Source organism: Desulfobulbus sp. (genome assembly GCF_030824455.1).
In the GTDB taxonomy this organism is placed as follows: Bacteria; Desulfobacterota; Desulfobulbia; order Desulfobulbales; family Desulfobulbaceae; genus Desulfobulbus.
The window spans coordinates 1-23,478 of the sequence record NZ_JAVBXR010000124.1 but is presented as its reverse complement, the minus strand read 5'-3'; the positions used below and the strand labels follow the sequence as shown (position 1 = coordinate 23,478).

The following is a 23,478-nucleotide window of genomic DNA, read 5'->3' as shown; positions in this document are numbered from 1 at the left end:
CGGAGGCAGACGGTTGCGGTTTTTACTCTACAATATTCGCTACGCCGCCGGCAACGGCGGCCGGTTTCATTTTCCCTTCCCGTACGCCGGCTATCTCCGCCGCTCCCACGACAATTTCGATAAAATTCTCGAGTTCATCCGTTCGGTGCAACCCGACGTGATGGGTCTGGTCGAGGTTGACGGCGGTTCGTTTCGCACCGACCAACTGTGTCAGGCGGAGATGATCGCCGACCAGTTGGGGTATTACCATGTGATTGAGACCAAGTACGGCTGCGGGTCGATGGTTAAGCGTCTGCCTCTGCTCAAAACCCAGGGCAACGCCGTGCTCACCCGCGAGCCGATCATCAGCCATCGTTTTCACTATTTCGACGAGGGCGTCAAGCGGCTGGTGATCCAGGTCTGCACCGAGCGGCTCACCGTGTTTTTAGTCCATCTCTCCTTGACCTACCGCAACCGGCAGTATCAGCTGGAACGGCTGTATCGCCTCATTCGCCAAGTGGACCGGCCGATGATTCTGGCCGGAGATTTCAACGTCCTCTGGGGGATGCGCGAACTCGAACTGTTTCTCGGCGCCACCGGTCTGGTCAGCGCCAACCCCGAGAAAAAACCCTCTCACCCCAGCCGGGCCCCGAAACGGGAGTTGGATTTCATCCTCCACAGCCCGGAACTCAAGGTCACCCATTTCCACATCCCCGACGTCACCTTCTCCGATCACGCCCCGCTGGTCTGCGATTTTTCCTTCTGATCGCCAGCGGCGCCTGTGCCGACGGCTTACCGTTGTTTCTGCAGAAAAAGATGCTGGCTGACCAGGGTCAGCAGGATGGCGAACACCATGGCCGCGCTGCCTAAAAGCACATTGTAGTACACCGGGGCCACCAGAGCGAGCCGGATCATCAGGGTGGAGAGGGCGTAGCCCGAGTTGCGGAAGATCATCTTCGCCGAAGGGTGGAAACACTGCGACACCAGGACGATGAGAATATCGGTGAGGATCAGTTGGGTGTAGAAGCCGTGGAGGAAGTCCGCGTGCTCGATGCCGCTCAGGCTCTGGTAGATGGAATAGGCGCCCATGCAGCAAAACGAGATCAGCAGCAACAGCGAGATCGCTTTTTTCGAAGCGACAAATCCATATAAATCCATGTGCTGGCGGTCTTCCTCGTTCCGTTTCTGGATCTTGTAATACACCCCCAGCAGGGTGAAGATCAGCAACGCCCCGAAGCCTGTAGCCAGGATGTGCATGATCTTTTCTTCGTTGCCCTCGTAACCAAGCGGCTCGGAAAAATAGGACAACTCCTTGAAGGCGTTACGGATCAGGATCAGGGAAAGGATTTCGAACTGCTTGCCCAGCGAGCGGGAAAAGGAGCAGGGCAGGACAAAGATCAGGCTGATAACCTCAAGCACCAGAATGACGGTGAAGGCGGCGTGGACGGCGAAGAAATGGTTCTTGGGCGTCAGCGCGGCTAGGCCGCCGGGCAAAAGCCCGCGCCGGTTGAGCTCGATGATCACTAGGTTGCACAGAAAAAGAAAAACCAGGGCAATCGAAAACTTGCGATAGAGCCGTTCGTGTTCGTAAAAGGTTTGGAGGGGATCGAAAATGTAGGTAATGCGGGCAAAAAGGTTGTCCATGGCGTTGGCGCTCATCTTGTAATTGAAACGTATCGTCGGAAAAAGTACCGTGCGAAGGGCACCACTTACCTCGAGTGACGGTGCCCTGCAAGTGAAAACTAGATGCAGTTGAGAATTTTTATCACGTAGGCCAAGGCATGATATGTTGCCGTCGCCTCAGCTGCGTTATTTTGCAATCCTCTCGGACTCCCCCATGGAACTCTTTCTTATCGACGCCATCGGCCCGTTTTTTCGCGCGGCGCCCAACCGCAGGATCAACTGGTCGAAGATTCCCTTTGCCCGTCTCAACCTTGCAGAGGAGGCGCGGCGCGACCAGTTTGACCAGATTGGCCGGGACCTGCGCGTCTTTGCCGCCAAGGCGCGCGCGGTTGGCTACAATGCCGCGACCCTGGACGATGTGACCCATCTGGCCGACCATCCCTGGTACGAACCCGAGATTCGGGCGCATATCCGCATCTTCCGCGAGGAATTCCGCCGCCTGTTTCGGATTGTCGCCGACGAGGGGCTGGCCATTTACCTGACCATGGACGTGCTCTCGTTCACCCCGGCCTTGAAGGCGCGGATCGGCAATGACCAGGGAGCAATCAACCGGTTTCTCTGCGAGCTGCTTGCGGGCCTGCTGAACGATTTCCCCGAGATCAGCGGGGTGATCATCCGCATTGGCGAGAGCGACGGCCGGGACGTCAAAGACCTGTTCCGCAGCGAGTTGTGCATCCGCACCCCGGAGCAGCTCAACCATCTGTTGCACGGACTGTTGCCGGTGTTCGAGCGATGCGGCCGGCGGCTGATCCTGCGCACCTGGACCGTCGGCGCTTACCCGGTGGGGGATTGCATCTGGCGGCGCGACACCCTGGAACGCATCCTTGATCGCATTGACAGCCCGGCCTTTGTGTTGTCGATGAAACACGGCGAATCGGATTTTTTCCGCCACCTGCCGCTCAATCCGCAGTTTTTCGCGGCCAAGGCCCAGAAGATTCAGAGAATCGTCGAACTTCAGGCCCGGCGCGAGTATGAGGGCTGCGGCGAATATCCCGCTTTCATTGGCGCCGACTATGAGGACTATGCCCGGCAGCTACGCCAGGCGGACAATATGCTGGGCGTTTCGGTCTGGTGTCAGACCGGTGGCTGGGCGCCGTTCCGCCGTCTGACCTATCTCGACACCGACGCCGTTTGGAACGAAATCAACGCCTTTGTCGCCCTCCACATCTTTCGCCACGGCTGCACGGCCCACGAGGCGGTGTGCCGCTATTGTCGGATCGAGGGCGTCGCCGAGCCCGAATCCCTGTGGCGCCTGCTGCAACACTCCGAAACGGTGGTCAAGGATCTGCTCTATGTTCCTGAATATGCGCGGCAAACCCTGTTTTTTCGCCGGGTGCGCATCCCGCCTCTGCTTGCGGTGTATTGGGACTCCATCTTCATCAACCACTCGATGCGCAAGATCATGCGCTATTTCGTGCGCGATCCAGACGAGTGCCTCCGGCAGGGACGCGCGGCCCTGGACATGATCGAGCAGATGCGCGACCTGGCGCAGCAGGCGTCGATGCCGGTTGCCGATCTTGACTACATGCGCGACACCTTCGCCATTCTGGCCCTGGCCCGGGAATACTCGCTCCTGCCTTTCTCGGAGGAGCTGCGCCAGCGGCTCAAGCAAGCAAAAAAAGAGTACAAACTGCAGTATCCGTCGGGAAGCCGCCCCCGTTACAAAATCAAACTCAGTTTTCGCCCCTTCCGTCTCCGCCGGCGTTATCTGGGCTGGCTGTTGGCGCTCTTCCTCCGTCGCCAGCGCGGCTACCGGCTGATCGATCACCTGCTGACTCTGCATCTGCTGGCCCTCACCTACCGTCTGCTGCGTTCCTCTCACCCCCGCCTGATTCCCAAGTTTGCCCGCAAACGGGCCATGGGGCTGGATTCGATCTTCAAATAATCGGCACGGCAAGCTCCCGTTATCGGGGCCGGAAAAAACGGAGCCGGTTGGCGTTGGTGACCACGGTCACCGAAGAAAGGGCCATGGCGGCGCTGGCAAACATCGGCTCCAATTGCCAGCCGGTGAGCGGATAGAACAGGCCGGCGGCCAGGGGAATGCCGATGATGTTGTAGATAAAGGCCCCGAACAGGTTCTGTTTGATGTTGCGGATGGTGGCGGTGGAAACGCCAATGGCGGTGGCCACCAGCAGGAGCGAGTCGCCGGTGAGGGTGATGTCGGCGTTTTCGATGGCCACGTCGGAGCCGCCGCCCAGGGCAAAGCCGGTGTCGGCCTGAGCCAGGGCCGGGGCGTCGTTGACCCCGTCGCCGACCATGCCGACCTTGAACCCCTGCTGCTGCAGGGCTTGAATCACCTGCAGTTTCTGCTCGGGCAGAATCTCGCTGTGCACCTCGCTGACGCCCACCTCGCGGGCCACAGCCTCGGCGGTGGCCCGGTTGTCGCCGCTGCACATCACCACGCGAATACCTTGTTGCTGCAGCGCGGCAACCGCCGCCGCCGAATCCGGCCGCAACGGGTCTTTGAGGATCAACGCCCCCTGCGCCTTTCCATCTCTGGCCAGCCAGACCGGAGTGCCGCCCTGCGCCGCCTGGCGCTGCGCCTCTGCCTGCAGATCGGCGGGCAGCGCAACGCTATGCTCGGCCAGAAAATGGTGGTTGCCCAAAAGAAAGCGCACCCCCGCATGCTCCGCCTGCACGCCCCGACCGGGAACGGCGACGAAATTTTCCAGGGGCAACAGGGGCTCGCCGCGCTCCAGCTGGGCCGTCAGCACCGCCTCGGCCAGGGGATGTTCGGAGCCGCTTTCCAGGCTGGCCGCCCAGTGCAACACCTCGGCAGCCTTTACGCCTTCAGTCGGGAAAATGGCGGTCACCGCCGGGTGTCCTTCGGTGAGGGTGCCGGTTTTGTCGACCACCACATGGGTCAAACTGGAGGCGGTCTGCAGGGCGTCACTGTTGCGGATCAGGACATTGCACTCGGCGGCCCGGCTAGTTCCCACCATGATCGCAATCGGCGTCGCCAGCCCCAGGGCGCAGGGGCAGGCAATCACCAGCACCGCGATGGCGGCGGTCAGTCCGTGCGCCAGGGGCAGTTCCGAGGCAAATCCCAGCCAGGTGAGGAACGTCGCAACGCTTATGCAGATGACCACCGGCACAAACACGCCGGCAATGCGGTCGACCAGCCGGCCGATGGGCGGTTTGCTCATCTGCGCTGTTTTGACCATGCGGATGATCCGGGCCAGGGTGGTGTCGTCGCCCAACCGGCTGACTTTCAGCACAAACACCCCGGAGCGGTTCATTGTGCCGCCAGTGACCGGATCGCCGACCGCGCGGGCCACTGCCAGCGGCTCGCCGGTGAGCATGGATTCGTCAAGGGTGGTCCGCCCTTCGACGATCTCGCCGTCAATCGGCACCTTCTCGCCGGGTTTGACCCGCACCCGGTCGCCGATGCGCAGCAGCGAAACCGGAACCTCCACCTGACCGCTGGCGCGAATCACCCAGGCGGTGCGGGCGCGCAGGCCGACCAGGGCGCCGACGGCCTCGCTGGTGGTCCGCTTGGCCCTGGTTTCCAGGGCGTGGCCCAGTTGGAGAAAGGCCAGGATCATCACCGAGGCGTCGAGATAGAGGTGGTTGGCCGCGCCGGGGATGAAGTTCGGATCGGCAATAACCAGGACCGAAGACAGCCAGGCCGCGCCGGTCCCCAGCGCCACCAGGGTGTCCATGTTGGCCGCGCCGTGCCGCGCCTGCTTCCAGGCGCCGACAAAGTAATTGCCGCCGCTGTAAATCATGGTGAACAGACAGAGCAGGGCCGCGCCGGCCCAGAACGCCTGGCCGTTGTGGAGATGCGGGAAAAATCCCGACATGTGCCCGGCCATGAGGCCGAAACCGACCAGGCCCGCCAGAATCGCCCGCCGCCAGGAACGCCGGATTTCCAGGCGGGTCTCCATTGCCTGTTGGAGGCCGGGATCGGCGAAGGATTCCTCCAGCGTCGCCTGATAGCCAATGTCCGAGAGCCGCAGGAGGACGTCGGCCGGATGCTGGGCAGTGACAACGCGCACCCGACCGTCTTCGATTACGATGTTGGTGGCCGCGTCCTGGGCCTGGAGGATCTGGCGGATCTGCTCCAGATCGTCGTTTTGCGGTTGGGGCTGCAGGAGGATGAAAAACGCGTCGCTGGCGGGGCGCTGCCGCAGCGCCGCCCCATAACCCTGGGCGAGGATCGCCTGCACTACCTGCGCCGGATCGCCGCCCTGCACCTGGGCCTTTTTTTCGATCAGATTGACCGCCGCCCCCGTGACCCCGGGCACGGCGAGGATGGCCGCCTCCACCCGGCTCACGCAACTGGCGCAGTGCATGCCCAGGATGTCGACCTCGTAGCCGTCTGCTGCGGCATCCTGCTTGTTTTCCAGAAGCGCGGCCCCGTAACCGGCCTGGACAATAGCCGCAACCACTTGCGCCGGGTCGCCGCCCACCACACTGGCCGTCTGCTCCACCAGATTGACTGCCGCCTCGCGCACCCCGGGCGCGGCAAGGATGGCCTGCTCGACCCGGCCAACGCAACTTGCGCAGTGCATGTCCGCCACCCGCAGTAGATAGCGGTCAGCTGCGGGTTTATCATTCGGTTTTGCGGCAGCAACCGTAGCCGCAACTTCCGGTGCCGTGCCGGTCGGCAATGCGCAGGCTGCGGCGGTCTCGCGCAGTTCAGCCGGATAGCCGGCCTCAACCACCGCCTGAATCACGGCCTGGGGATCGCCGCCGCTGACCGTCAGGGTCCCGGCCGCCAGATCCACCCGCGCCTCGCAGACTCCGGGCGTCTCCATGGCCGCGGCCTCGACCATGGCCTGGCAGTGTTCGCAGCTCATATCGCCGACAGTGAAACAAAAGACGGGTGGATGGATGGAGCCGGGAGCGGGGTAGCTGCTGTTCATGACGGACGACCAGGACGGAGAGGAACCCAACGCTGGCGCTTCCGAGGATGCGCGCGTCGGAGAGAGTGGTTGAGGCAAAACTATATATCGCCTGTCGCTGTTCATAAAGACAGAATATGGCAGCGTCGACAGAAGGGGGAAATGATTGTGGGCCGGCTGGCGGCCGCGCACTCGCCACTCCAGGCGCTCGGTCCAATGGTTAGATCGGAGCCCTGGCGCCGGTGAGCCGGTCGTAGAGCCGCTGGCTGGCGACCTGCACCTCGGGTTCAAGCTCGGTCAGCATGTCGGGGCTATTGCGCAGCGCCGCCTCGTAAGCCAAGAGCAAAGGGCGTCCATGGCGGTCGTACCCTGCGGCCCGCAGCGCGGCCAGGAGGGTTTCCGCTTGATGAGCGTCCTTCAGCGAGGGGGCAAGGAATTCCTCGATAAAGACTGGGCTGACCAGGGCGGCGGCCAGGTCGACCGCCTGGGTTGCAAGGTGGGCCAAGGCTTCGGCCAAGGCGCCAGCGTTCCCGGTTGCCAGGGCCTGTTGCGCTGCCGTCGAAGCAAGCCGGGCCTGCACCTCGGTGTACCGACTCCGCCAATACGGATGCCTGTCCGATTCCAATGCAGCGCCTCGGGCAAAGGCGGCTACGGCTTCGGTGAGATTGCCTTTGTCGGCCAGCAGGTTGCCCAAGTTGTTCCACGGTCTGGCATCGTCTGGGTCGAGCTCGATGGCTTTGCGGTATGCAGCCTCTGCCTCCTTGGGCCGGTCGAATTGAGCTGTTAGCAGGAGGCCCAGATTTAACCACGGTAAGATGTAGGCAGGGTCAAGTTCGATAGCCTTGCGGTATGCAGCCTCTGCTTCATCATAGCGGTTGAGCTTTTCGTCTAACAGGTCTCCCAGGGCACACCACGGCAAGGCATCGGTTGGATCAAGTTCGATAGCTTTGCGGTATGCAGCCTCTGCTTCGTCAATCCGGTTGAGTTTGTTGTCCAGTAGGAAGCCCAGCGCGAACCACGGCAAGGCAAAGGCGGGGTCAATTTCAATAGCCCTACGGTATGCGGCCTCTGCCTCGTTAATCCGGTCGAGTTTGTAGTCCAGCAGGTTTCCCAGCGCGAACCATGGCAATGCATGGACAGGGCCAAGTTCAATGGCCTTGTGGTATGCTGCTTCTGCCTCGTCGTGTCGGTTGAGTTTGTCTGCCAGCAGGATGCCTAGACTAATCCAAGGCAAGGCGTCGGTCGGGTCAAGCTCAATAGCCTTGCGATAAGCGGCTTCAGCTTCATGAGGATCACCCTGCATGTCATCCAACAATACTCCGCGTTCGTACCAAACCCGTGACGCCGTACCGCGCTGCACCGCTTGATCCAAGACCTGTCGGGCGGGTTCAAAGCAATGGGATCGCCGCATGGCGCCGGCCACTTTGGCCCATTCCGCAGCGCTGGCATCCTCTGCCTGCTGCAAGCCCCAGTTGAGCCATTCCCGCGCCTGCTCGTCATTGGTGAAGCGGACCAGGTCCAGTGCGCCAAGCAACCGCCAGATCATGGCCCGGCAGGCCGATGCATCCTGTTCGTTCAGGCAGGCGGACTCCGCATCCTGGGGTTTCAGGTCGGGCAGGGGCAATAGCCCCATAGCCCGTTTGCGCCACAACAGCGCCACATCCTCCGGGCGCAAGCCCCAGCGGATGAGATTGCCGCGTTCCTGCTCAAGTCTGGCCTGCAGGCGGCCAGCTTCCTCCAGCGCCGTTTTTGGAGAGCACAGCGCCGTGACGCCGCGTTCTTTCTGCTCCGGGCTCAAAACGGTTGACCCGAGCAGACCGTCCTGCTCTTCAGGCTTCAAGCCAACCTTGCCTAGGCGCAACTGTTCGCGGAGTCGCACCAGGGTGGCCAGATCCTCCGGCAGCTCGCTTGGGCTCAGGTAAGGCTCGATGGGTTCGCCCAGGTCTTGCGTGTGCCGCAGGGCCGCATCCGCGCCATGGGCGAGCAGGCCGGAGCGGAACGGCGCCAGACAGCGCACGTCGGCGGCGGCAAAGGCAAGTCGTGCTTGGGCCAGCTTGCCGGCGCTGGTGTCCTCGTACAGGCCGCGCCTGAGTTCTTCGGGCTCGAACAGGGCTTCGAGAAATTCGGTGAGGCCGATGACGTTCTGGCGAAGGCGGCGGTTGCCGCGCATCTGCAGCCAGAGGCGGAACAGTTGTTCGGCAATGCGGTATTGGGTGCGGCCGTGGGCCGCGTTTTTTTCCACCAGCCCTTCGCGCGCCAGAATATCCAGTTGGGCGGAGACGGTGTTGGTGGGCAGGCGGGCGTGGCTGCCGATCTCGGCGGCGGTGTGGCCGAAACGCAGGCTCTGGCCGTCGCCGGGCCGCCGGACGGCCAGGGCGTGCATCACCACCTGGGCCTGGTCGGACAGATCCTCGAAGCGGGCCTTGTAATAGGGGGTGGCGCTGTCCATCAATCGCTCGAAATCCTCGACGGCACGGCTGTTGGGCCCCTGGCGCAGCAACTCGAAGATCAGCCCCAGGGCGCGGGGATTGCCCCCGGTCAGTTCGTGCAGGGCCTCAAGGCGGCCGGGACGGGTCTGCAACCGCTCCCTGATTTCGGGCAGGTCTCGGACCTCGGCCAACCGTTCCAGCACCCGGCGCACCTCGTTCAGGGGGAGTTTGCCCAACCGTTTGGGAATGAAAAAATCGTAAAAGGCTTTGTCGTAATCGGTGAAGGGTTCCGACAGACGCACCGACCCGCCGATAACCACCGGTGAAACAGCGGTGGACAAGGCCTCGCGAAAGCTCCAGTAGGCCGGGGCATGGGGGTTTTTCAACTTGCGCCCGGTTTTTTCGATGCGCTGGAAGACCAGATCCAGATTGTCCACCAGCAACACCGGCCGCCGTTCCAACCCGGCGCAGGTTTCCAGCAGCAGACGCAAGCCGTCGTCGGCCAAAGCGTCGTCGGAGGCGGCCTGCCCTTTGGCTTGGTCAACGGCGGCCAGCAGTTGGTCGGCCGCAGCGGTCTGGTCGTCGCGGTCAAGTTCGTCGGCCAAGGCCTCGCAAGCGGCCCACCAGAAATCGGCCAGATGTTTCACTTGGTACAACTCTTCCGGAAAGGAAAGGGCGACCAGATGGTCGTTGAGATCGTTGTCGCGGCGGATGGCCACGGCCAAACGCTTGAGCAGGGTGGTCTTGCCGGCCCCGCGCACGCCCACCAGCAGGTAGTGTTGGGCCCCACCCTGACGGGGGGTGCGCGCCAATTCGTTGCGCAGAAAGGTGAATTCCTCCTGGCGGGCCACAAAATTAGCCGCCAGATCGTCGTCGTTGAGCCAGTCCGGGTTGTAGTGGTGCATGGGAACGCCGCCGCTCATAGGGTGTTCCTCCGTGCCCACCAGCGGCGCAGGGGCTCAAGGCGGAAGCGGTAGCGTTTGACGCCCGAACTTTCGTCCGCCAACCAGTAGGCGTCGCGGATCAACACGTCGCGCAGGCGGATAAAGGTGCGCCGGGCCTCGTCGGCGTCGGCATGGGGCAAGCGTTCGTGCTGTTCGGCCAGCAGGGTTTCGACCCGAACGCCTTGGGGGTCGTGGGCGGTGCGGCCCAGCAGGGCCAGGGCGTGCTGGGCGTCGGCGGGGCAGAGCTGGATGGTCAGGCGTTCTTCCCAATGGTGGAAATCGTTGTCGGCGCTGGAGGTGATCATCTGCTCCAGGACCTGTTCGATGTGCTCGCCTAGGCGGCTGGCGGACGGCCCTTGCGTCATGGCGCGCAATTCGTTGAAAAAAAGCTGCAGGTAATAGGGCTGGGGCCAGCGAAGGGCGGCAACGATTGCCTGCGATTCCTCCTCGGTCAATGAAACCGCATAGCTGGCTGCTAATTTGTTGAGTAGGGCGACGGCCTCAGGGGCAGTGAAGGGTTCCAAGGTCTGGTGTTTGAGGCTGTTGACGGCGTCGGCCATCCCGTGCTGTTGCACCAAGGTGTCCAGGCCCACCGAGCCGGTGATCAGCCAGCGGGCCTTGCCGCCGCCGGGAAGATTGCGCAGGTCGTTGCGGAACCAGTCGAGGAAGCGGCGCACCCGCTGCACCCCGTTGTGCGGGTCTGTTGTGATGATGTTGAACAACAGGATGGGCAGTTCATCCATGTAGATCAGAAGCGGGGTTTGGCTTTGGCCGATGAGGCCGGCCACGTCGCCGGTCGCCCTAGTCCAATCTCCTTCGCTGCCGTCGCGCAGCGTTACCTCGACTGTTCCTGTTTCCCCGGCACTGTATGTGACTGACTCGATTGCGGTCAACCCTATCGCCGCGCGGGCCTTGTCGACCACTGCGCCAACCTTGCCGGCAACCGGCGTCAACTCGGCCACCAGGGCGGTGCGCAGTTTGTCGATCAGGCCGCGTTCGTCCTTGCAGGCCGCCACGTTGACTTCAATCGCTCGCCACCCTTCAGTGCGAATCCCGGCCAGAATCCTGCGGGCGGCGGAGGTCTTGCCGATTCGTCGCGGACCAAGCAACAGGACGTCGTGATGCTCAAGCAGATCGCGCAAGGCGGAAACCGCTTGCTCACGCCCAAAAAAGTCGTCGCCTTCAACCGGCGGCCCGGCAATGTTGTTCATTTTGGTGTTCTGCCCCATCTGTTGTTCCTCCTCCCGGCGGTTATGCACAGTGAATCCTGTACAAGGAATCCTTAGCACAAAAAAAACATAGTGCAAAGAAAATTTTGTGCAGATGCCGGGCGAGGCGCGGCAAGGAGAAAGCAGGGCTCCCCAGGAAGCCCCCCGCCTCACAGCGGCAGAATATGCACCTCTTCGCGCAGGGGGTAGTTGCCCTCGATGAGTAGGCCGTGGCGGCCGTCGATGGAGATCGGGGCGCCAAAGGCGATGCGGGCGCCGTTTATTTCGGCGTATTCGTCGGTTTCAAACACCTGCATGTCGCGGCAGCCGACCACGCAGGTTTTTTCCAGGCGGGTGGCCACCACCGAGGCGTGCGAGGTCTGGCCGCCGCGCGAGGTCACCAGGCCGTCGGCGAGGGAAATCTCGCGGATGTCCTCGGGCACGGTGTCGCGGCGGATGAGGATCAGCGGCGTGCCGGGTTCCTCCATCCGCAACCGGCTGATGTTGTCCTCGTTGAACACCGCCTTGCCCGACATCGCCGAACCGGAAACGCCGATGCCCTTGGCCAGGATCGCCTTGTGGGCCAGATCGGAATCGACAAAGACGTTGAGATGCTCCTTTTTCTTGATGGTGATCATGTCGCGGGTCTGCAGCAGGTACAACTGCTCCGGTTCCGGGCCTTCGAAGGTGAATTCGATCTCCTGCGGGTTCCATTCCTTGTCGTAGACCAGTTCACGGCTGATGCCGAGCAATCGCTGGTAGACTTTGGGAAATTGCCGCTCCAGGCTCTTGTTTTCGTCGCGGCCGTCGATTTCCGCCTGCTCCACTGAGATCGGGTGGCTGGTGACCAGGCCGGAAACAATATCCTCGCCTTGATCGCCAATGGCGTAATCGCCCCACAGGGCCACCCGCCGCACCTTGCGGTAGGGATGGGCGGTGAACAGCACCCCGCTGCCGGCCTGAACGCCGAGGTTGCCAAAGACCATGGTCTGGACGATAACCGCCGTGCCCCAGTCGTCGGAAACGCCCATCAGGTGGCGGTATTCCTCGGCCTTGGGCGTATGCCAGCTGTCAAACACCATGTCCACCGCGCCGATCAGCTGCAGCCAAGGGTCCTCGGGCATGCCGAAGCCGCGTCCGCGCAGGGCGCGCTGGTAGTTGAGCGCCAGCTGCCGCATCTGCTCCGGCGAAAAATCGCGTTTGTAGTGGACCTTGTGCTGCCGCTTGTGGGTGTTCATCAGCTCCTGGAAATCCTCGCGCTCCATGCCGTTGGCCATGCCCCAGGACTGGAGAAAGCGGCGGAAGTTGTCCCAGGCAAAATATTTGGCGTCCGGATGGATGGCCACGTACTCCTCGACCATCTCCTCGTTGGCGCCCACGTTGTGGATGGTGGACATGATTCCCGGCATGGAGATGGCGGCCCCGGAACGCACCGACAGGAGCAGCGGCCGTTCCGGCGAACCGAAGATCAGCCCGGTCAGCTGTTCGATGGCCGTGACCGCCGCCCGCACCCGCCGCATGTATTCGTCGCGGGCTCGCTCAAATTTGCGGATCGCCCGGTAGCAGCGGAAGACCTCGGTGGTGATGATAAAGGCCGGCGGCACCGGCATCTTGTCGCGGTTCAGCACCACCAGGTTGAAGCCCTTGTTGCCGAGGTGAATCAGGTTGTGGGTGCGCAGGTTTTCCGCGTGCAGGCTGCTGATCGCCTTTTCCGGGTTGTAGGTCATCAGCAGGTCCAGGGTTTTTTCATCCAGGATGTCCTTCTGCGCCTCCAGGGTGCCGATGACCTTGCCGATGAAGTTGTCCAGGTGCTGCAACCCGAAGGTGGTGGAAATCAGGTCGCGGAAGAACATCTCCGAGAGCTTGAGCACGGTCTCGGGCATGTTTTTCTCGTCCCAGGAACTGTGGTACTTGAGCAGGAGGTTGTCCTGGCCGATCTGGGGCACGATGATCGACAGGTTGTTCTGGTGGACATTGGTGTAGTAGGCGTAGATGATGTCCTTGACCCCCTCGGAAAGGCCCCGCATGATGTCGAGGTGCTGGGTGTAGGAAAAGCGCCGAATGCCGATGGAGGTGGCCAGCAGGCTGATGTAGGTGTCGAGGCGGCGGCTGGAGATGCCGTCGATCTGCAGGGCGCGGGTGAAAAGCCGCAGACATTTGAGGATGCGGATAAAGGTTGCCTGGGTGATGAAGCTGAGGTTGACCGTGGCGAACAACCGCTCTAGGTAGACGTTGGCCAGGCTTTCCAGGCGGAAGGTGAGGCCGAGGGCGTCGAACTTGCGCTCGCTGTAGCGGCCGTAAACCGAGGGGATGTCGACTGCGATGTGCCGCTTGTAGTAGATCTCCTCTTTGGGCTCGAACTTCTCGGCGCTGAGAATCACCTCCTGCAGGTGTTCGAGTTCGTCCAGCAGGGCGTCCAGGCAGTGGATCGGGTCGTTGGCCTCCAGCACGTCGAGGAGATGGGTCAGCTCGGGAAAGCCGGCGTTGACCGCGTGGTGCAGCTGGCTCTGGATCTCGGGCAGGCTGAGGTTGTATTTGAGATGGAGCAGCTTGTACATCCGCACCAGCAGGGCAAAGCGCCGCCTTTCGACCTCGGAGAGGTCCTGTTGGCGGTCAAGAAATTGCTGGCGCTCGTCGTCGGGCCAGGCCAGAATCTGGGCCATGCGGGTGAAGCGCAGCTCCTTTTTGATCCGCAGCGCCAGCTGGTGCTGGTCGTCGACATAGGCGCCCTCGGTCTGCAGCTGATGCAGCACCTCGTCGGGCAGGTATTCGCGCAGATAATTGCGGTCCAGGGTGATCCAGAAGGTGAAAATGGCCTCGATGAAGCCGACGATCAGGTTGCTCGATTCCACATGGGCCTGTTTGCGCAGGAAGTGGATCAGGATGTCCTTGCGCTTGTGGATCTCGTCGAGTTCGGTGGACACGTCGCGCAGCTCGCCTTCGGCCCCGATTTCGTTGAAAAAGACCGGCATCAGCTTGGTGAACTGCTTGGCCAGGTTGTAGATCGGGCCGATGGGGTGGTTGAGCAGCTCGGTGACGTCGCGCTGGAACAGGTCGGTGTCGCGGACGCAGGTGCCCGAGAGGCGCAGGTTGATGATCAGGGCCGAGAACAGGGTGGAGCACCATTTGGGCTCCTGCTCGATCAGATTGAGCCAGATGCGGATGTTGGTCAGATGGGCTGGGTTGGCAATGGGCTGCCAGTCCTCGTCGACGCCGCGCACCCCCGCATACTGGAAGCCGAACCGCACCGCCTCCCAGAGAAAGGCTTCGACCAGACGGGAGTTGCCGCGCTTGAACACCTCGTTGCCAATTACCTGGATGCACTGCAGCGAGGTGTGCGGGTAGCGGCGGACATTGGCCTTGAGCAGGTGGAAGGTGGTGACGAAAAACTGCTCGATCTCCTCGAAGCTCTGCTTGCGAATCAGCTGCACCAGGCTGCGGTTGATCTCGCGCAGGGTTTCTTCGTGGATCAGGGAGAGGCCCTTGGTGTCCATGATCCGGAAGAGGAAGAGCAGCTTGCGGTTTTCAACGAAATGGGCCGAGGTCTCGTCTGTCGGTTCCAACGCCACCATCTTGGCCGGGATCTCTTTGTACAGGCGGACAATGTCCATGTGGCTGGGCAGGGTGAGGATCAGCTCCAGGCCGGCCTGGTGATCGGCGGTAAAGTCCACCCCTTCGAGAATCTGCAGGCATTCGCGGATGCGCTGGTGCGAGATGGCCAGCAGCAGGTCCTGGCCGTGCCATTGCCGGCAGTAGTCGCCGCACTGCGCCTCAAACCAGGGCAGGGGATCTTCCTCGCTCAGCCAGTATTCGTAATTGCGGAGCAAAATGGTGCGCATCAACTGGGCCAGCGCCCGCAGGTCAAAGGGCTGCTCAGGCTGCTGCTGGCGCAGGGCGATCACCTTCTGCGCCATCTTGCGCACCGGATGATGGCCCTGGACCATGGACAGCATCACCAGCGGTTCGGTTTTGTCGAGTTCGCGCAGGCGGGTGAAAAAATCGGCAAAGACCTGCTCAAAACGAAAGAGCGCGGCGCCGTCCAGGGAGAGGATCAGCTTGTCGGCATAGGCGAGCATGCCTTCCAGAATGCGCTGGAGCAACTGGTCGTTGCGGCTCGAATCCTTGAGGGCGTCGAAAAAAATGCCGGTGAACAGGGCAAAGGCCTCGGGCCCCTGCTCGTGGTCGCGGTAGTGATTGAGGTTTTTCAGGGCAAAGGCCCGCAATTCCGGGATGATCAACTTCCAATTATGGTAGGGATGGCTGATTTCATAAAGCAGGGCGTCCAGTTTGCCCAGGATGCCCTGGAACCGACAGACCACCTCGCGCAATAGGGCGTAGCGCGGGCTGATCACCACAGGGGCGGCGGTTTCCCGCAGATTGGCCTTGAGGGCGTCGGAGGCAAGGGGCAACGGGCAGGGCTCAACGGACATGGGCAACCTCGCAGGTGGAGAGGATAAAATAAGACCGCAACATTTCTATTGTAAATGCGTTGTCCCGGAAAGTCAGCAGGAGTTTTGCGCGGCGCGGCAGTGGGGCCTTGAGATCAGGGCAGCAGGAGGCGAAGGAGATGATAGACCAGCGGCAGGAAGATGGCCGGCAACAGATTGCCCACCCGGATTTTGACCATGCCCAGCATGTTGAGGCCAATGGCGACGATCAGCAGGCCGCCGACCGCGGTCATCTGGGCAACCGTTGCGGCGGCGAGCAAGGGTTTGAGGAAAACGGCCGCCAGGGTGATCAGCCCCTGGTAGAGAAAAACCGCTGCGCTTGAGAACAGGACGCCCGCGCCCAGGGTCGAGGCAAAGACAATCGAGATCACCCCGTCAAGAATCGATTTGGCAAACAGGGTCTGGTGATTGCCGGTCAGGCCGCTTTCCAGCGAACCGACAATGGCCATGGAACCGACACAGAACACCAGGCTGGCGGTGACAAAACCCCGTGCCAGACTGGAGCCGGGGCCGGCGGAAACCCGCGCTTCCAGCCACTGGCCCAGCTTCTCCAGCCTGCCCTCGATGTTCAGTCCTTCGCCGATGGTCGCGCCCACCACCATGGAGACGATCACAATCAGCAGCTGATCTGCGGCCAGGGCGCTTTTCCAGCCGATGAGGATCACCGACAGCGCCACCCCCTGGAGGATGGTTTGCTTGTATTTTTTGGCAATGCCCTTGCCAAACAACAGGCCAATCAGGCCGCCGACAATGATGGCCAGGGCGTTGGCGATGGTTCCCAGCATAACGAATTTTCCCGTCTCTGTTTTCTTTTGCCGTCTCTTGGGCTGCGCCGCCGACTTCCTCCTTGGAAATCGGCAGGGCTGTTGCTAATATACCGGTTCGCGCCGAAAGCAAAGGTTCTTGAACGATCCGCCTGCCGCCGCGCCGTCTATTCGAGCCAGCCTCATTGCCACGAACGCCTCCGGGCGGAGAACATCATGAATCGCTACATCCTGACCATTGGCCTGCTCTGCTGCAGCAACGTCTTTATGACCTTTGCCTGGTATGGGCATCTCAAAAACCTGGCGCACAAGCCCTGGATCATCGCCGCCCTGGTCAGCTGGGGCATTGCCCTGTTCGAATACCTGCTGCAGGCGCCGGCTAACCGCATCGGCCACCACGTCATGTCCGTGGGGCAGCTGAAGCTTTTGCAGGAGGTGATCACCCTGTCGATTTTCGTGCCCTTTTCGGTGTTCTATCTCAAGGAAAAGCTGACCCTGGACTATCTCTGGGCCGGGCTCTGCCTGCTAGGCGCCGTCTTTTTTCTCTTTCGCGGCAAGATCATGGGGGCCTGACCCCCGACCACTCTACCCTGAGTCAACGCCATGGACAACACCGCTCTGCCTGCCCGTTTCGTCCTCGACCTGCCGGACTGGGCCCCGGCCGAATTGCACCGGTTGCCCGAATGCCTGCCGCAACTGGAAGACAGGATGGCGGCGGTGCTGCGCTTTGCCCGCCTCAACACCGAGCGTCAAACCGGCGGACCCTTTGCCGCCGGGGTTTTTGAACGCGATTCCGGGCGGTTGGTCGTGATTGGCGTCAATCGGGTTGTGCCGCTCAACTGCTCCTCGGCCCATGCCGAAGTCATGGCGCTGTCGCTGGCCCAGCAACGGTTGGGCGTCTACGATCTGGGCGGTCCCGGTCTGCCCGCGCATCAACTGGTGGTCAACTGGAGCCCCTGCGCCATGTGTTTTGGCGCCGTGCTCTGGTCCGGCATTCGCTCACTGGTGATCGCCGGCGCCGATCCGGCCATGGAGGCGATTACCGGATTTGACGAGGGGCCCATGCCCGGCGAGTGGAGGGTGGAGTTGGCCAGGCGCGGCATCGAGCTGATCGAGGGGATGATGCGCGAGGAGGCCCTGGCCGATTTCCGCGTTTTCGCGGCCGCCAACCCCATTGTCTACAACGGTCGGCAAGGGTAGCGGGTTTTCCGTGTGCAGGACGAATCAACTGGTCGAGGCAAAGGCGCCGCTGGCCGGCGACGATCAGGTCGCGGCAGGAGCCAGGTGCAGGGAAATGTCAGTAATGATATCGAAGTTGAGCGATGAAAACAGCATCATTTTCGACCTTGTAGACAAGGCGATGCTCGTCGGTGATTCTGCGCGACCAATATCCGGAGAGGCTATGCTTGAGAGGTTCGGGTTTGCCTAGGCCCTGGTAAGGCGTCCGTTCAATCTCACGGATGAGGGTGTTGATCCGTTTTACAATTTTTTTATCGGCGTTTTGCCAGTACAAATAGTCGTCCCAGGCGTGTTCTGAAAAGACGAGCTTCACTCCGCCAGCTCCCTCTCGGTTCCTTTGCCCGCTTCAAGTTGGATGATTGATTCAAGCAGTCGGCGAGCATTTTTAGGGCTTCGCAGAAGGTAGGCGGTCTCTTCGAGGGCTTCATAGTCGTCAAGAGACATCATGACGACGGGTCTGGCCGCTTTTCGGGTGATGATAACCGGGGCGTGATCGTCGCAAACTTTTTCCATTGTCTGCGCGAGATTGCTCCGGGCTGAGCTGTATGTGATGGTATTCATGATCTTCCTCCGGGTCGATATGTACGATTCAATGTACAATAGGGCAAGGGGCTCGACAAGTCAATAAGCCGGACTGGGAATCGCCGCCTTCTTTCACCTAGGGGCCCTCGGCCGGCCGGTTGTTTCACCGTCGGCGGGCTCGAGAATGGAGCGCATTCGGACTGCCCGGTCATTTGAGAGCACGCCGGAGTTCCTGGCGGGCGTGGGCAGAGCAGGGCCACGTCGAAGAGTTGTTGGCAGCGGCGCGGGATGGACGGCAAATCAAATCGGCTGGAAACTCCCTGGCAATAATAACATCAGGTTGCGTTGCTCTCTGGCGAGCGCGCATCCTTGCAAAAAGGAGACGCATGACACGATCAATCCTCGCCTTGGCTTTGGTTTTCCTCTGTTGGGCCTGCTGCAGTCCGGCGTCTTTTGCCGCCAACAAGGTTTCATTCAAAGGGGTGACCCCGGGCATCTCGACCCTGGACGACACGTCGCGGATCCTGGGCAAGCCGGTTTCCAGAATTATTGACGGGGATCAGACAATCTACAAATACCGATTTGGCAGTATCAATTTTCCTAAAAAAACTGGAAAGATTGAGCATATTTTCATTTACGATCAATCGGTTAAAGACGTCAACGGGTTCCGCGTCGGCTCAAAATACAGCGACGTTAAGGAAAAGCTGAATGTGAATGATACGGGGGGCGCGCTTTTTGATCAAGGCAACGGCATCTTATACGTTTTTGATCAAGAGGGGTTGGTCAGCCGCATCATTTACGGCGTTGTTGCCCCATAGCGTCCAGGCAGTTGGATAATTTTTCACGCTCGAGGAGTTATTTCAGGGGAGATTCTGCGATATCGACTTAACCAATCACATTTCATTGAATGCCGTTCTCTGCAGGCATTCAACAAGGAGCGACGTCGCATGGATAGGATAGAGGAGCTGATCAAAGAAATAAAGCGGCTCGAAGCTGAGCTTCGGGCGGAAATACAGAAAAAAGAAGCGGAGTTTTTTTACAAAATCAAAGGGAAGAAAATATTTTTTGAAGAAGAGGCGCGAAAGTATCAACAAAAATTTATGGTTCGGGTCGCGCCGTATGTATTGAACGCCTCTTTGTTGAACATCCTCACTGTTCCGTTTATTTGGGCGTGCATCGTTCCGGCCTTTTTTCTTGACGCGACCGCCTCGGTCTATCAATGGATTTGTTTCAAAGTGTATAAAATCCCCCAAGTGAAGCGCAGCGAGTACATTGTTATAGATCGCCACAATTTGAGCTACTTAAACACCATCGAAAAGATTAACTGTGTCTATTGCGGCTACTTCAACGGGCTGATTGCCTATGTGCAGGAAATAGCCGCCAGAACGGAGCAGTATTGGTGCCCGATCAAGCACGCCAGGAAGGTTGCCGCCATGCACAGTCGCTATCATAAATTTTTGGAATACGGCGATTGCAAAGACTACCAACAGCGGCTCAAAGCCTTGCGCCAGAATTTCCAGGATCTCGAAGATGAGAAAAAATAACGAAGACCAAGGGGGAAAACAGGACAGGTTGCTGGGGGCGTTTGCCTGCCCATGATCCGCCTGATGCTTGCCGGCCTTGCCGCCGGGCTTTTTTTCAGCGCCACCTTTGTCCTCAACCGGGCCATGAGCCTGGACGGCGGCCACTGGTACTGGTCGGCTTCGTTGCGCTATCTGTACATGGCGCTGCTGCTTGGCGTCGGGCTGGCGCTATTCAAGGGGCCGGTCTATCTGGGCCGGGTAATGGGCGAATTGGTTCGCCACTGGCTGTTCTGGACGATCAGCGGCTCTATCGGCTTTGGCTGCTTTTATGCGCTGATCTGCTTTGCCGCCGACTTTGCCCCGGGCTGGGTGGTGGCCACCACCTGGCAACTGACCATCATTGCGACCCTGGTGGTGCTGATGGGCTTCGGCGGCCGCTTTGCCCGGCGAATCTGGTTGTATGCCCTGGTGGTGCTGGTCGGGGTGGCGCTGGTCAATCTCAGCAACGTCGACGCCGCTGATCTGCGGCCTTTGCTGCTGGGCGCGCTACCGGTGCTGGTTGCCGCCTTTTGCTATCCCTTGGGCAACCAGTTGGTGTGGGAGGCGCAGCGCGGCAGGCGCGGTTTGCCGCAGATTGACGGCGATCTGCTGGCCAACAGTTTCACCAAGGTGCTGCTCCTCTCCATCGGCAGCCTGCCCTTTTGGCTGCTGCTCTATCCCTGCGTCAGGCCGGGATTGCCCTCCGGCGGCCAACTGGCGACTGCGGCCCTGGTGGCCGTTTCCTCCGGGGTGATCGCCACCACCTTGTTTCTCCATGCCCGCAACCATGCCGACAACGCCAGCAAACTGGCGGCAGTCGACGCCACCCAGTCGAGCGAGGTGCTGTTTGCCCTGGCCGGCGAGATTGTCTTCCTGCACGCCGCCCTGCCGGGACCAGTCGCCCTGGTCGGCGTCGCCGTCACCATCTTTGGGCTAATCGCCTTTGTCCGCCACGAACACTAGAAGGCCAGAAACACAAGGCCAATCGGGCCCAAAAAGAAGAAACAGGTTGCTGACGTCAAAAATTACAGGGGAGATCCTGACTTTTCGATTGACTAAGTTGAAGGCTAGCAACATAAACCTCTAGCCGCCTTCACCTATCCAGTGCGTGCTTTGTTAGTCTGCTTCTCGCTCGCCAGAATCTCGGAACAGCACAACTCGAGTCTCTGTTCCCTTGGCTTTATACATTGCAGTATCGGCATTTTTGAAAAGAACGTCAGCAGTTTCTCCATCTGCAGGATATATGGCAATGCCGATACTGGCTTTTATAGAAAGTACAGTCCCATTAAACTCGCAGGCTTCAGCAATCCGATTGGTCATCTTCTCTGCAAGGCTAGTCACGTCGGCTTCTTGCTTGACTTCCAACAACAGGCACACAAACTCGTCGCCACCCCAGCGACTGACCATGTCTTCATCGCGTACAGAAGACTGTAAACGATTTGCCACCATCAACAGCACTTTGTCCCCCAGATCATGGCCATAAGAGTCGTTAATACTCTTGAATTTATCGATATCAATAAAGAGGACGGCGAGTCCCCAGCCGTGCCGTTTTGCCTGGATCAATCCATGGTTTAGCCCCTGTTCAAACGACACGCGGTTCGGAAGGCCAGTGAGTGCGTCCTGAAGCGCAATTTGTTGCGCTTCTTCCTCTTTCACCTGGGATTTTAACAAATCGTCGCGCACTTCGGCCAAGTCGGTCTTTGTATCGGCGAGTTCGGATTCGAGGGCTATCCGCTCGGTGATTTCTTTGGCGAGTTTGACGTTGACCAACTTCAAATCGTCTGCGGCCTGCTCAACCTTCTGTTCAACACCTTCATTCTGATTGAGGGCCTGTTTCATAACCTGAAGAGGGACTTTTTCTTGACTGAGAACTTCATTTACCAAGGTGAGCTCACTGGCGGCTTTCTTGAGAGTTGCTTTGATTTTCACATTTGTTTTAAGCACATGTGCAAGGGAAGCTCTCTTGGCGGATATTTTCTTCTGCAACTCTTTTGATTTTGATTTCATAACCTTTCTTGCATGGAGCGAGCTAAAGTGAGCGGTTGCCAGGGTCAGATCTTGAATTTTGAATCGTGCTGGAGCAACGGTTGGGTGTGATGGTAATCGATAGCTATGGCCTGTCAACATACTTCCAATAAGTCACCTCACACATCCAACCCCGCCCCATCCTTACGCAGCCTTCCGCTCCCAGAAGCCCGGCAACACCTTGTCGACCTCATTCCAGAAAGCGTCGGTGTGGTCGGCTTGGTGAAAATGGCAGAATTCATGAGCCACGATGTAATCGATGATGGTCTGCGGGGCGATAACGCACTTCCAGTGAAAGGCAAGCCTCACTCCCCCGCGGGGTAGGTCAGAAGATGGGGCGACGTTCCGGAGATGGCGTGTGTATCATTGATGTTGTTGTATCCATTGGAAGTTCGACATACTGTCCCTGAATTTTCTAAGATTAATTGCCATAATGACGCTTGGGTTAAGCTTCTATTTCCCCGAATAAAACTTGAAAGTGTTTCAGGGCGATGTCTTTATTATTATCTATGAAGTCGTACACTTGTCGATAGGTACACAAAATAACATTTCCGCTTCTCAAACCATTAAGGTCCAAGGCCGGAAGTGTCATTGGCAATTCCCATACTGAGCCTTCGTTTTCAAATGACGGCCCAAGGTGTACAAGCGGATAGTAAGCTTTATAGAGTAAGTTTTGTCGTTCTACATGCTGCTTATTCCACTCGATTTTTGGACGTTTTCCGGGATAGTCCCAGTACGGGAAGAGGCGATCTGCATATGGCATGAAACGTTTACCCATGGCAACCCGCCAACGTGGAAAGAAAATCGACTGTAACTCGGTGAATGTTACTAGATCCAGATTGGTATTTTTTATCGCCTCTTTAGCACCTGCTTGAAAGCCGACCCTTGAAATTAGGAATCCGCGATGGGCTCCATAATCGGAGAGCACAGTTCTAAAGGAATGAATAACCTCTTGGGGGATTGGTTTGTTCCAATGTTTACACTCGCAGAGATATATGGATGGTGGTGTAGTGTGTGGGTCGCGTACCCAGACGTCAATCTCTTTCTCGCCCCGCACCAGTTTGATTCGCTCCTCGACTTTAACTTCACAATCGATTTCCACGAATAGTTGAGCAACCAAGTTTTGAAATTCATTCCAGTCTTCTGGTTCTTGATCAAAAATTGACATGCCAGTGCCTCACTGGATTGATGCCCAACGTGGAGCTAACCAGCCTGCGGCAACGGAACTAGCCACGAAATGAACGCGTGCTTCCGCAGGTCTGGTTCATCGGCTGGTTAGGGTAATTGTCTTTCAATATTAAATACATTCACTCCGACTTTTGATATTTTTCCAACCAATTTAATTTTGGTTCCTATTTTAAAATTTCCCTTTTCGTTTTCGTTAACACATAATGCGTGAGGGGCATAATGAAATGTACTTATATTATTTATCAGTGGTTGAGCACAAGTCCTAGCCCCAGCTCCTTTCCACCCTGTGACTATCGCAAAAACATACCCATTTTTTCCAAAAACTGTATTGTAAACCCATGGTATACCAAAATATACAGGATAGTAGAGCATGAACATAGATGCGAAAAATAAAAAGACGCGCCTTAAAGTACTACATTCAGCCCAGGGGTGTCTTATAATTAGCATTTCTAAATTACGCTTATCACTTCTTTTTTCTGAATACAATATAATTGTAGCTGATAACGAAATGTTTACTAATAATAAATAAACTATACTGTTGTTACCAGGGATAAAATTGCTGAAAAACATTGCAATTATTAATATAACAATATATATGCCCATGAAAAAATATACAATTTGTTGCTTTTTCATCTTAATC

At 58.9% G+C, this 23,478-nt stretch carries 18 protein-coding genes and 1 pseudogene; 7 read left to right on the top strand and 12 right to left on the bottom strand.

Annotated features, from left to right (window positions below; genetic code table 11):
• Positions 1-13: 13 nt before the first annotated feature.
• On the top strand, positions 14-745 hold the full coding sequence (locus RCH93_RS17015) for an endonuclease/exonuclease/phosphatase family protein (protein WP_306549628.1): 732 nt from the start codon (positions 14-16) through the stop codon (positions 743-745).
• A 26-nt stretch (positions 746-771) separates the two neighbouring features.
• Here the strand turns inward: RCH93_RS17015 and RCH93_RS17010 are convergent, their stop codons facing one another.
• Complete coding sequence (locus tag RCH93_RS17010) at positions 772-1,623, bottom strand: hypothetical protein (RefSeq protein WP_306549627.1); 852 nt, start codon at positions 1,621-1,623, stop codon at positions 772-774.
• Positions 1,624-1,816: 193 nt separating this feature from the next.
• Here RCH93_RS17010 and RCH93_RS17005 point away from each other — a divergent pair, with 193 nt between their 5' ends.
• Positions 1,817-3,547 (top strand): hypothetical protein, encoded by a 1,731-nt coding sequence (locus RCH93_RS17005; RefSeq protein WP_306549626.1) that lies wholly within the window; start codon positions 1,817-1,819, stop codon positions 3,545-3,547.
• Positions 3,548-3,566: 19 nt separating this feature from the next.
• Here RCH93_RS17005 and RCH93_RS17000 read toward each other — a convergent pair whose 3' ends face one another.
• The 5 genes from RCH93_RS17000 to RCH93_RS16980 form a co-directional block, all read right to left on the bottom strand.
• Positions 3,567-6,530 (bottom strand): heavy metal translocating P-type ATPase, encoded by a 2,964-nt coding sequence (locus RCH93_RS17000; protein WP_306549625.1) that lies wholly within the window; start codon positions 6,528-6,530, stop codon positions 3,567-3,569.
• 199 nt (positions 6,531-6,729) lie between these two features.
• A complete protein-coding gene (locus RCH93_RS16995; RefSeq protein WP_306549624.1) occupies positions 6,730-9,861 on the bottom strand; it encodes a tetratricopeptide repeat protein in 3,132 nt (1,043 codons plus the stop codon).
• A complete protein-coding gene (locus RCH93_RS16990) occupies positions 9,858-11,111 on the bottom strand; it encodes an ATP-binding protein (RefSeq protein WP_306549623.1) in 1,254 nt (417 codons plus the stop codon). Before RCH93_RS16990 ends, RCH93_RS16995 begins: the two co-directional genes overlap by 4 nt.
• Before the next feature lie 149 nt (positions 11,112-11,260).
• Positions 11,261-15,520: a PEP/pyruvate-binding domain-containing protein gene (locus tag RCH93_RS16985; protein ID WP_306549622.1), complete on the bottom strand. Its 4,260-nt coding sequence runs from the start codon at positions 15,518-15,520 to the stop codon at positions 11,261-11,263.
• A 113-nt stretch (positions 15,521-15,633) separates the two neighbouring features.
• The gene (locus RCH93_RS16980) at positions 15,634-16,323 is read right to left on the bottom strand and encodes a DUF554 domain-containing protein (protein WP_306549621.1); all 690 of its coding nucleotides are present in this window, start codon (positions 16,321-16,323) and stop codon (positions 15,634-15,636) included.
• Positions 16,324-16,518: 195 nt separating this feature from the next.
• On the opposite strand from RCH93_RS16980, the gene RCH93_RS16975 reads away from it, so the two are divergent.
• Together RCH93_RS16975 and RCH93_RS16970 are read left to right on the top strand one after the other, a co-directional pair.
• Complete coding sequence (locus RCH93_RS16975; protein WP_306549620.1) at positions 16,519-16,875, top strand: DMT family protein; 357 nt, start codon at positions 16,519-16,521, stop codon at positions 16,873-16,875.
• Positions 16,876-16,905: 30 nt separating this feature from the next.
• Positions 16,906-17,502: a nucleoside deaminase gene (locus RCH93_RS16970; RefSeq protein WP_306549619.1), complete on the top strand. Its 597-nt coding sequence runs from the start codon at positions 16,906-16,908 to the stop codon at positions 17,500-17,502.
• A gap of 97 nt (positions 17,503-17,599) precedes the next feature.
• On the opposite strand, the gene RCH93_RS16965 is transcribed toward RCH93_RS16970, so the two are convergent.
• Entirely contained in the window at positions 17,600-17,854 is a 255-nt protein-coding gene (locus RCH93_RS16965) for a Txe/YoeB family addiction module toxin (protein WP_306549618.1), read from the bottom strand.
• On the bottom strand, positions 17,851-18,102 hold the full coding sequence (locus tag RCH93_RS16960; protein ID WP_306549617.1) for a type II toxin-antitoxin system Phd/YefM family antitoxin: 252 nt from the start codon (positions 18,100-18,102) through the stop codon (positions 17,851-17,853). Before RCH93_RS16960 ends, RCH93_RS16965 begins: the two co-directional genes overlap by 4 nt.
• Positions 18,103-18,449: 347 nt before the next feature.
• Between RCH93_RS16960 and RCH93_RS16955 the strand changes: the two genes are divergently transcribed.
• The 3 genes from RCH93_RS16955 (at position 18,450) to RCH93_RS16945 (ending at position 20,588) form a co-directional block, all read left to right on the top strand.
• Complete coding sequence (locus tag RCH93_RS16955; RefSeq protein ID WP_306549616.1) at positions 18,450-18,881, top strand: hypothetical protein; 432 nt, start codon at positions 18,450-18,452, stop codon at positions 18,879-18,881.
• Between the two features lie 129 nt (positions 18,882-19,010).
• Positions 19,011-19,607 carry a hypothetical protein gene (locus RCH93_RS16950; RefSeq protein ID WP_306549615.1) on the top strand — a complete coding sequence of 199 codons (597 nt, stop codon included), beginning with the start codon at positions 19,011-19,013 and terminating at the stop codon, positions 19,605-19,607.
• A gap of 51 nt (positions 19,608-19,658) precedes the next feature.
• Positions 19,659-20,588, top strand: coding sequence for a multidrug resistance efflux transporter family protein (locus tag RCH93_RS16945; RefSeq protein ID WP_306549614.1), 930 nt, complete (start codon positions 19,659-19,661; stop codon positions 20,586-20,588).
• Between the two features lie 153 nt (positions 20,589-20,741).
• On the opposite strand, the gene RCH93_RS16940 is transcribed toward RCH93_RS16945, so the two are convergent.
• The 4 genes and pseudogenes from RCH93_RS16940 to RCH93_RS16925 form a co-directional block, all read right to left on the bottom strand.
• Complete coding sequence (locus tag RCH93_RS16940) at positions 20,742-21,632, bottom strand: diguanylate cyclase domain-containing protein (protein ID WP_306549613.1); 891 nt, start codon at positions 21,630-21,632, stop codon at positions 20,742-20,744.
• A 137-nt stretch (positions 21,633-21,769) separates the two neighbouring features.
• A pseudogene (locus RCH93_RS16935) lies at positions 21,770-21,953 on the bottom strand (M48 family metallopeptidase); the annotation flags it as partial.
• Positions 21,954-22,095: 142 nt separating this feature from the next.
• On the bottom strand, positions 22,096-22,818 hold the full coding sequence (locus tag RCH93_RS16930; protein WP_306549611.1) for a restriction endonuclease: 723 nt from the start codon (positions 22,816-22,818) through the stop codon (positions 22,096-22,098).
• Positions 22,819-22,925: 107 nt separating this feature from the next.
• On the bottom strand, positions 22,926-23,478 hold a 553-nt coding region (locus tag RCH93_RS16925), incomplete at its 5' end, for a hypothetical protein (RefSeq protein ID WP_306549610.1).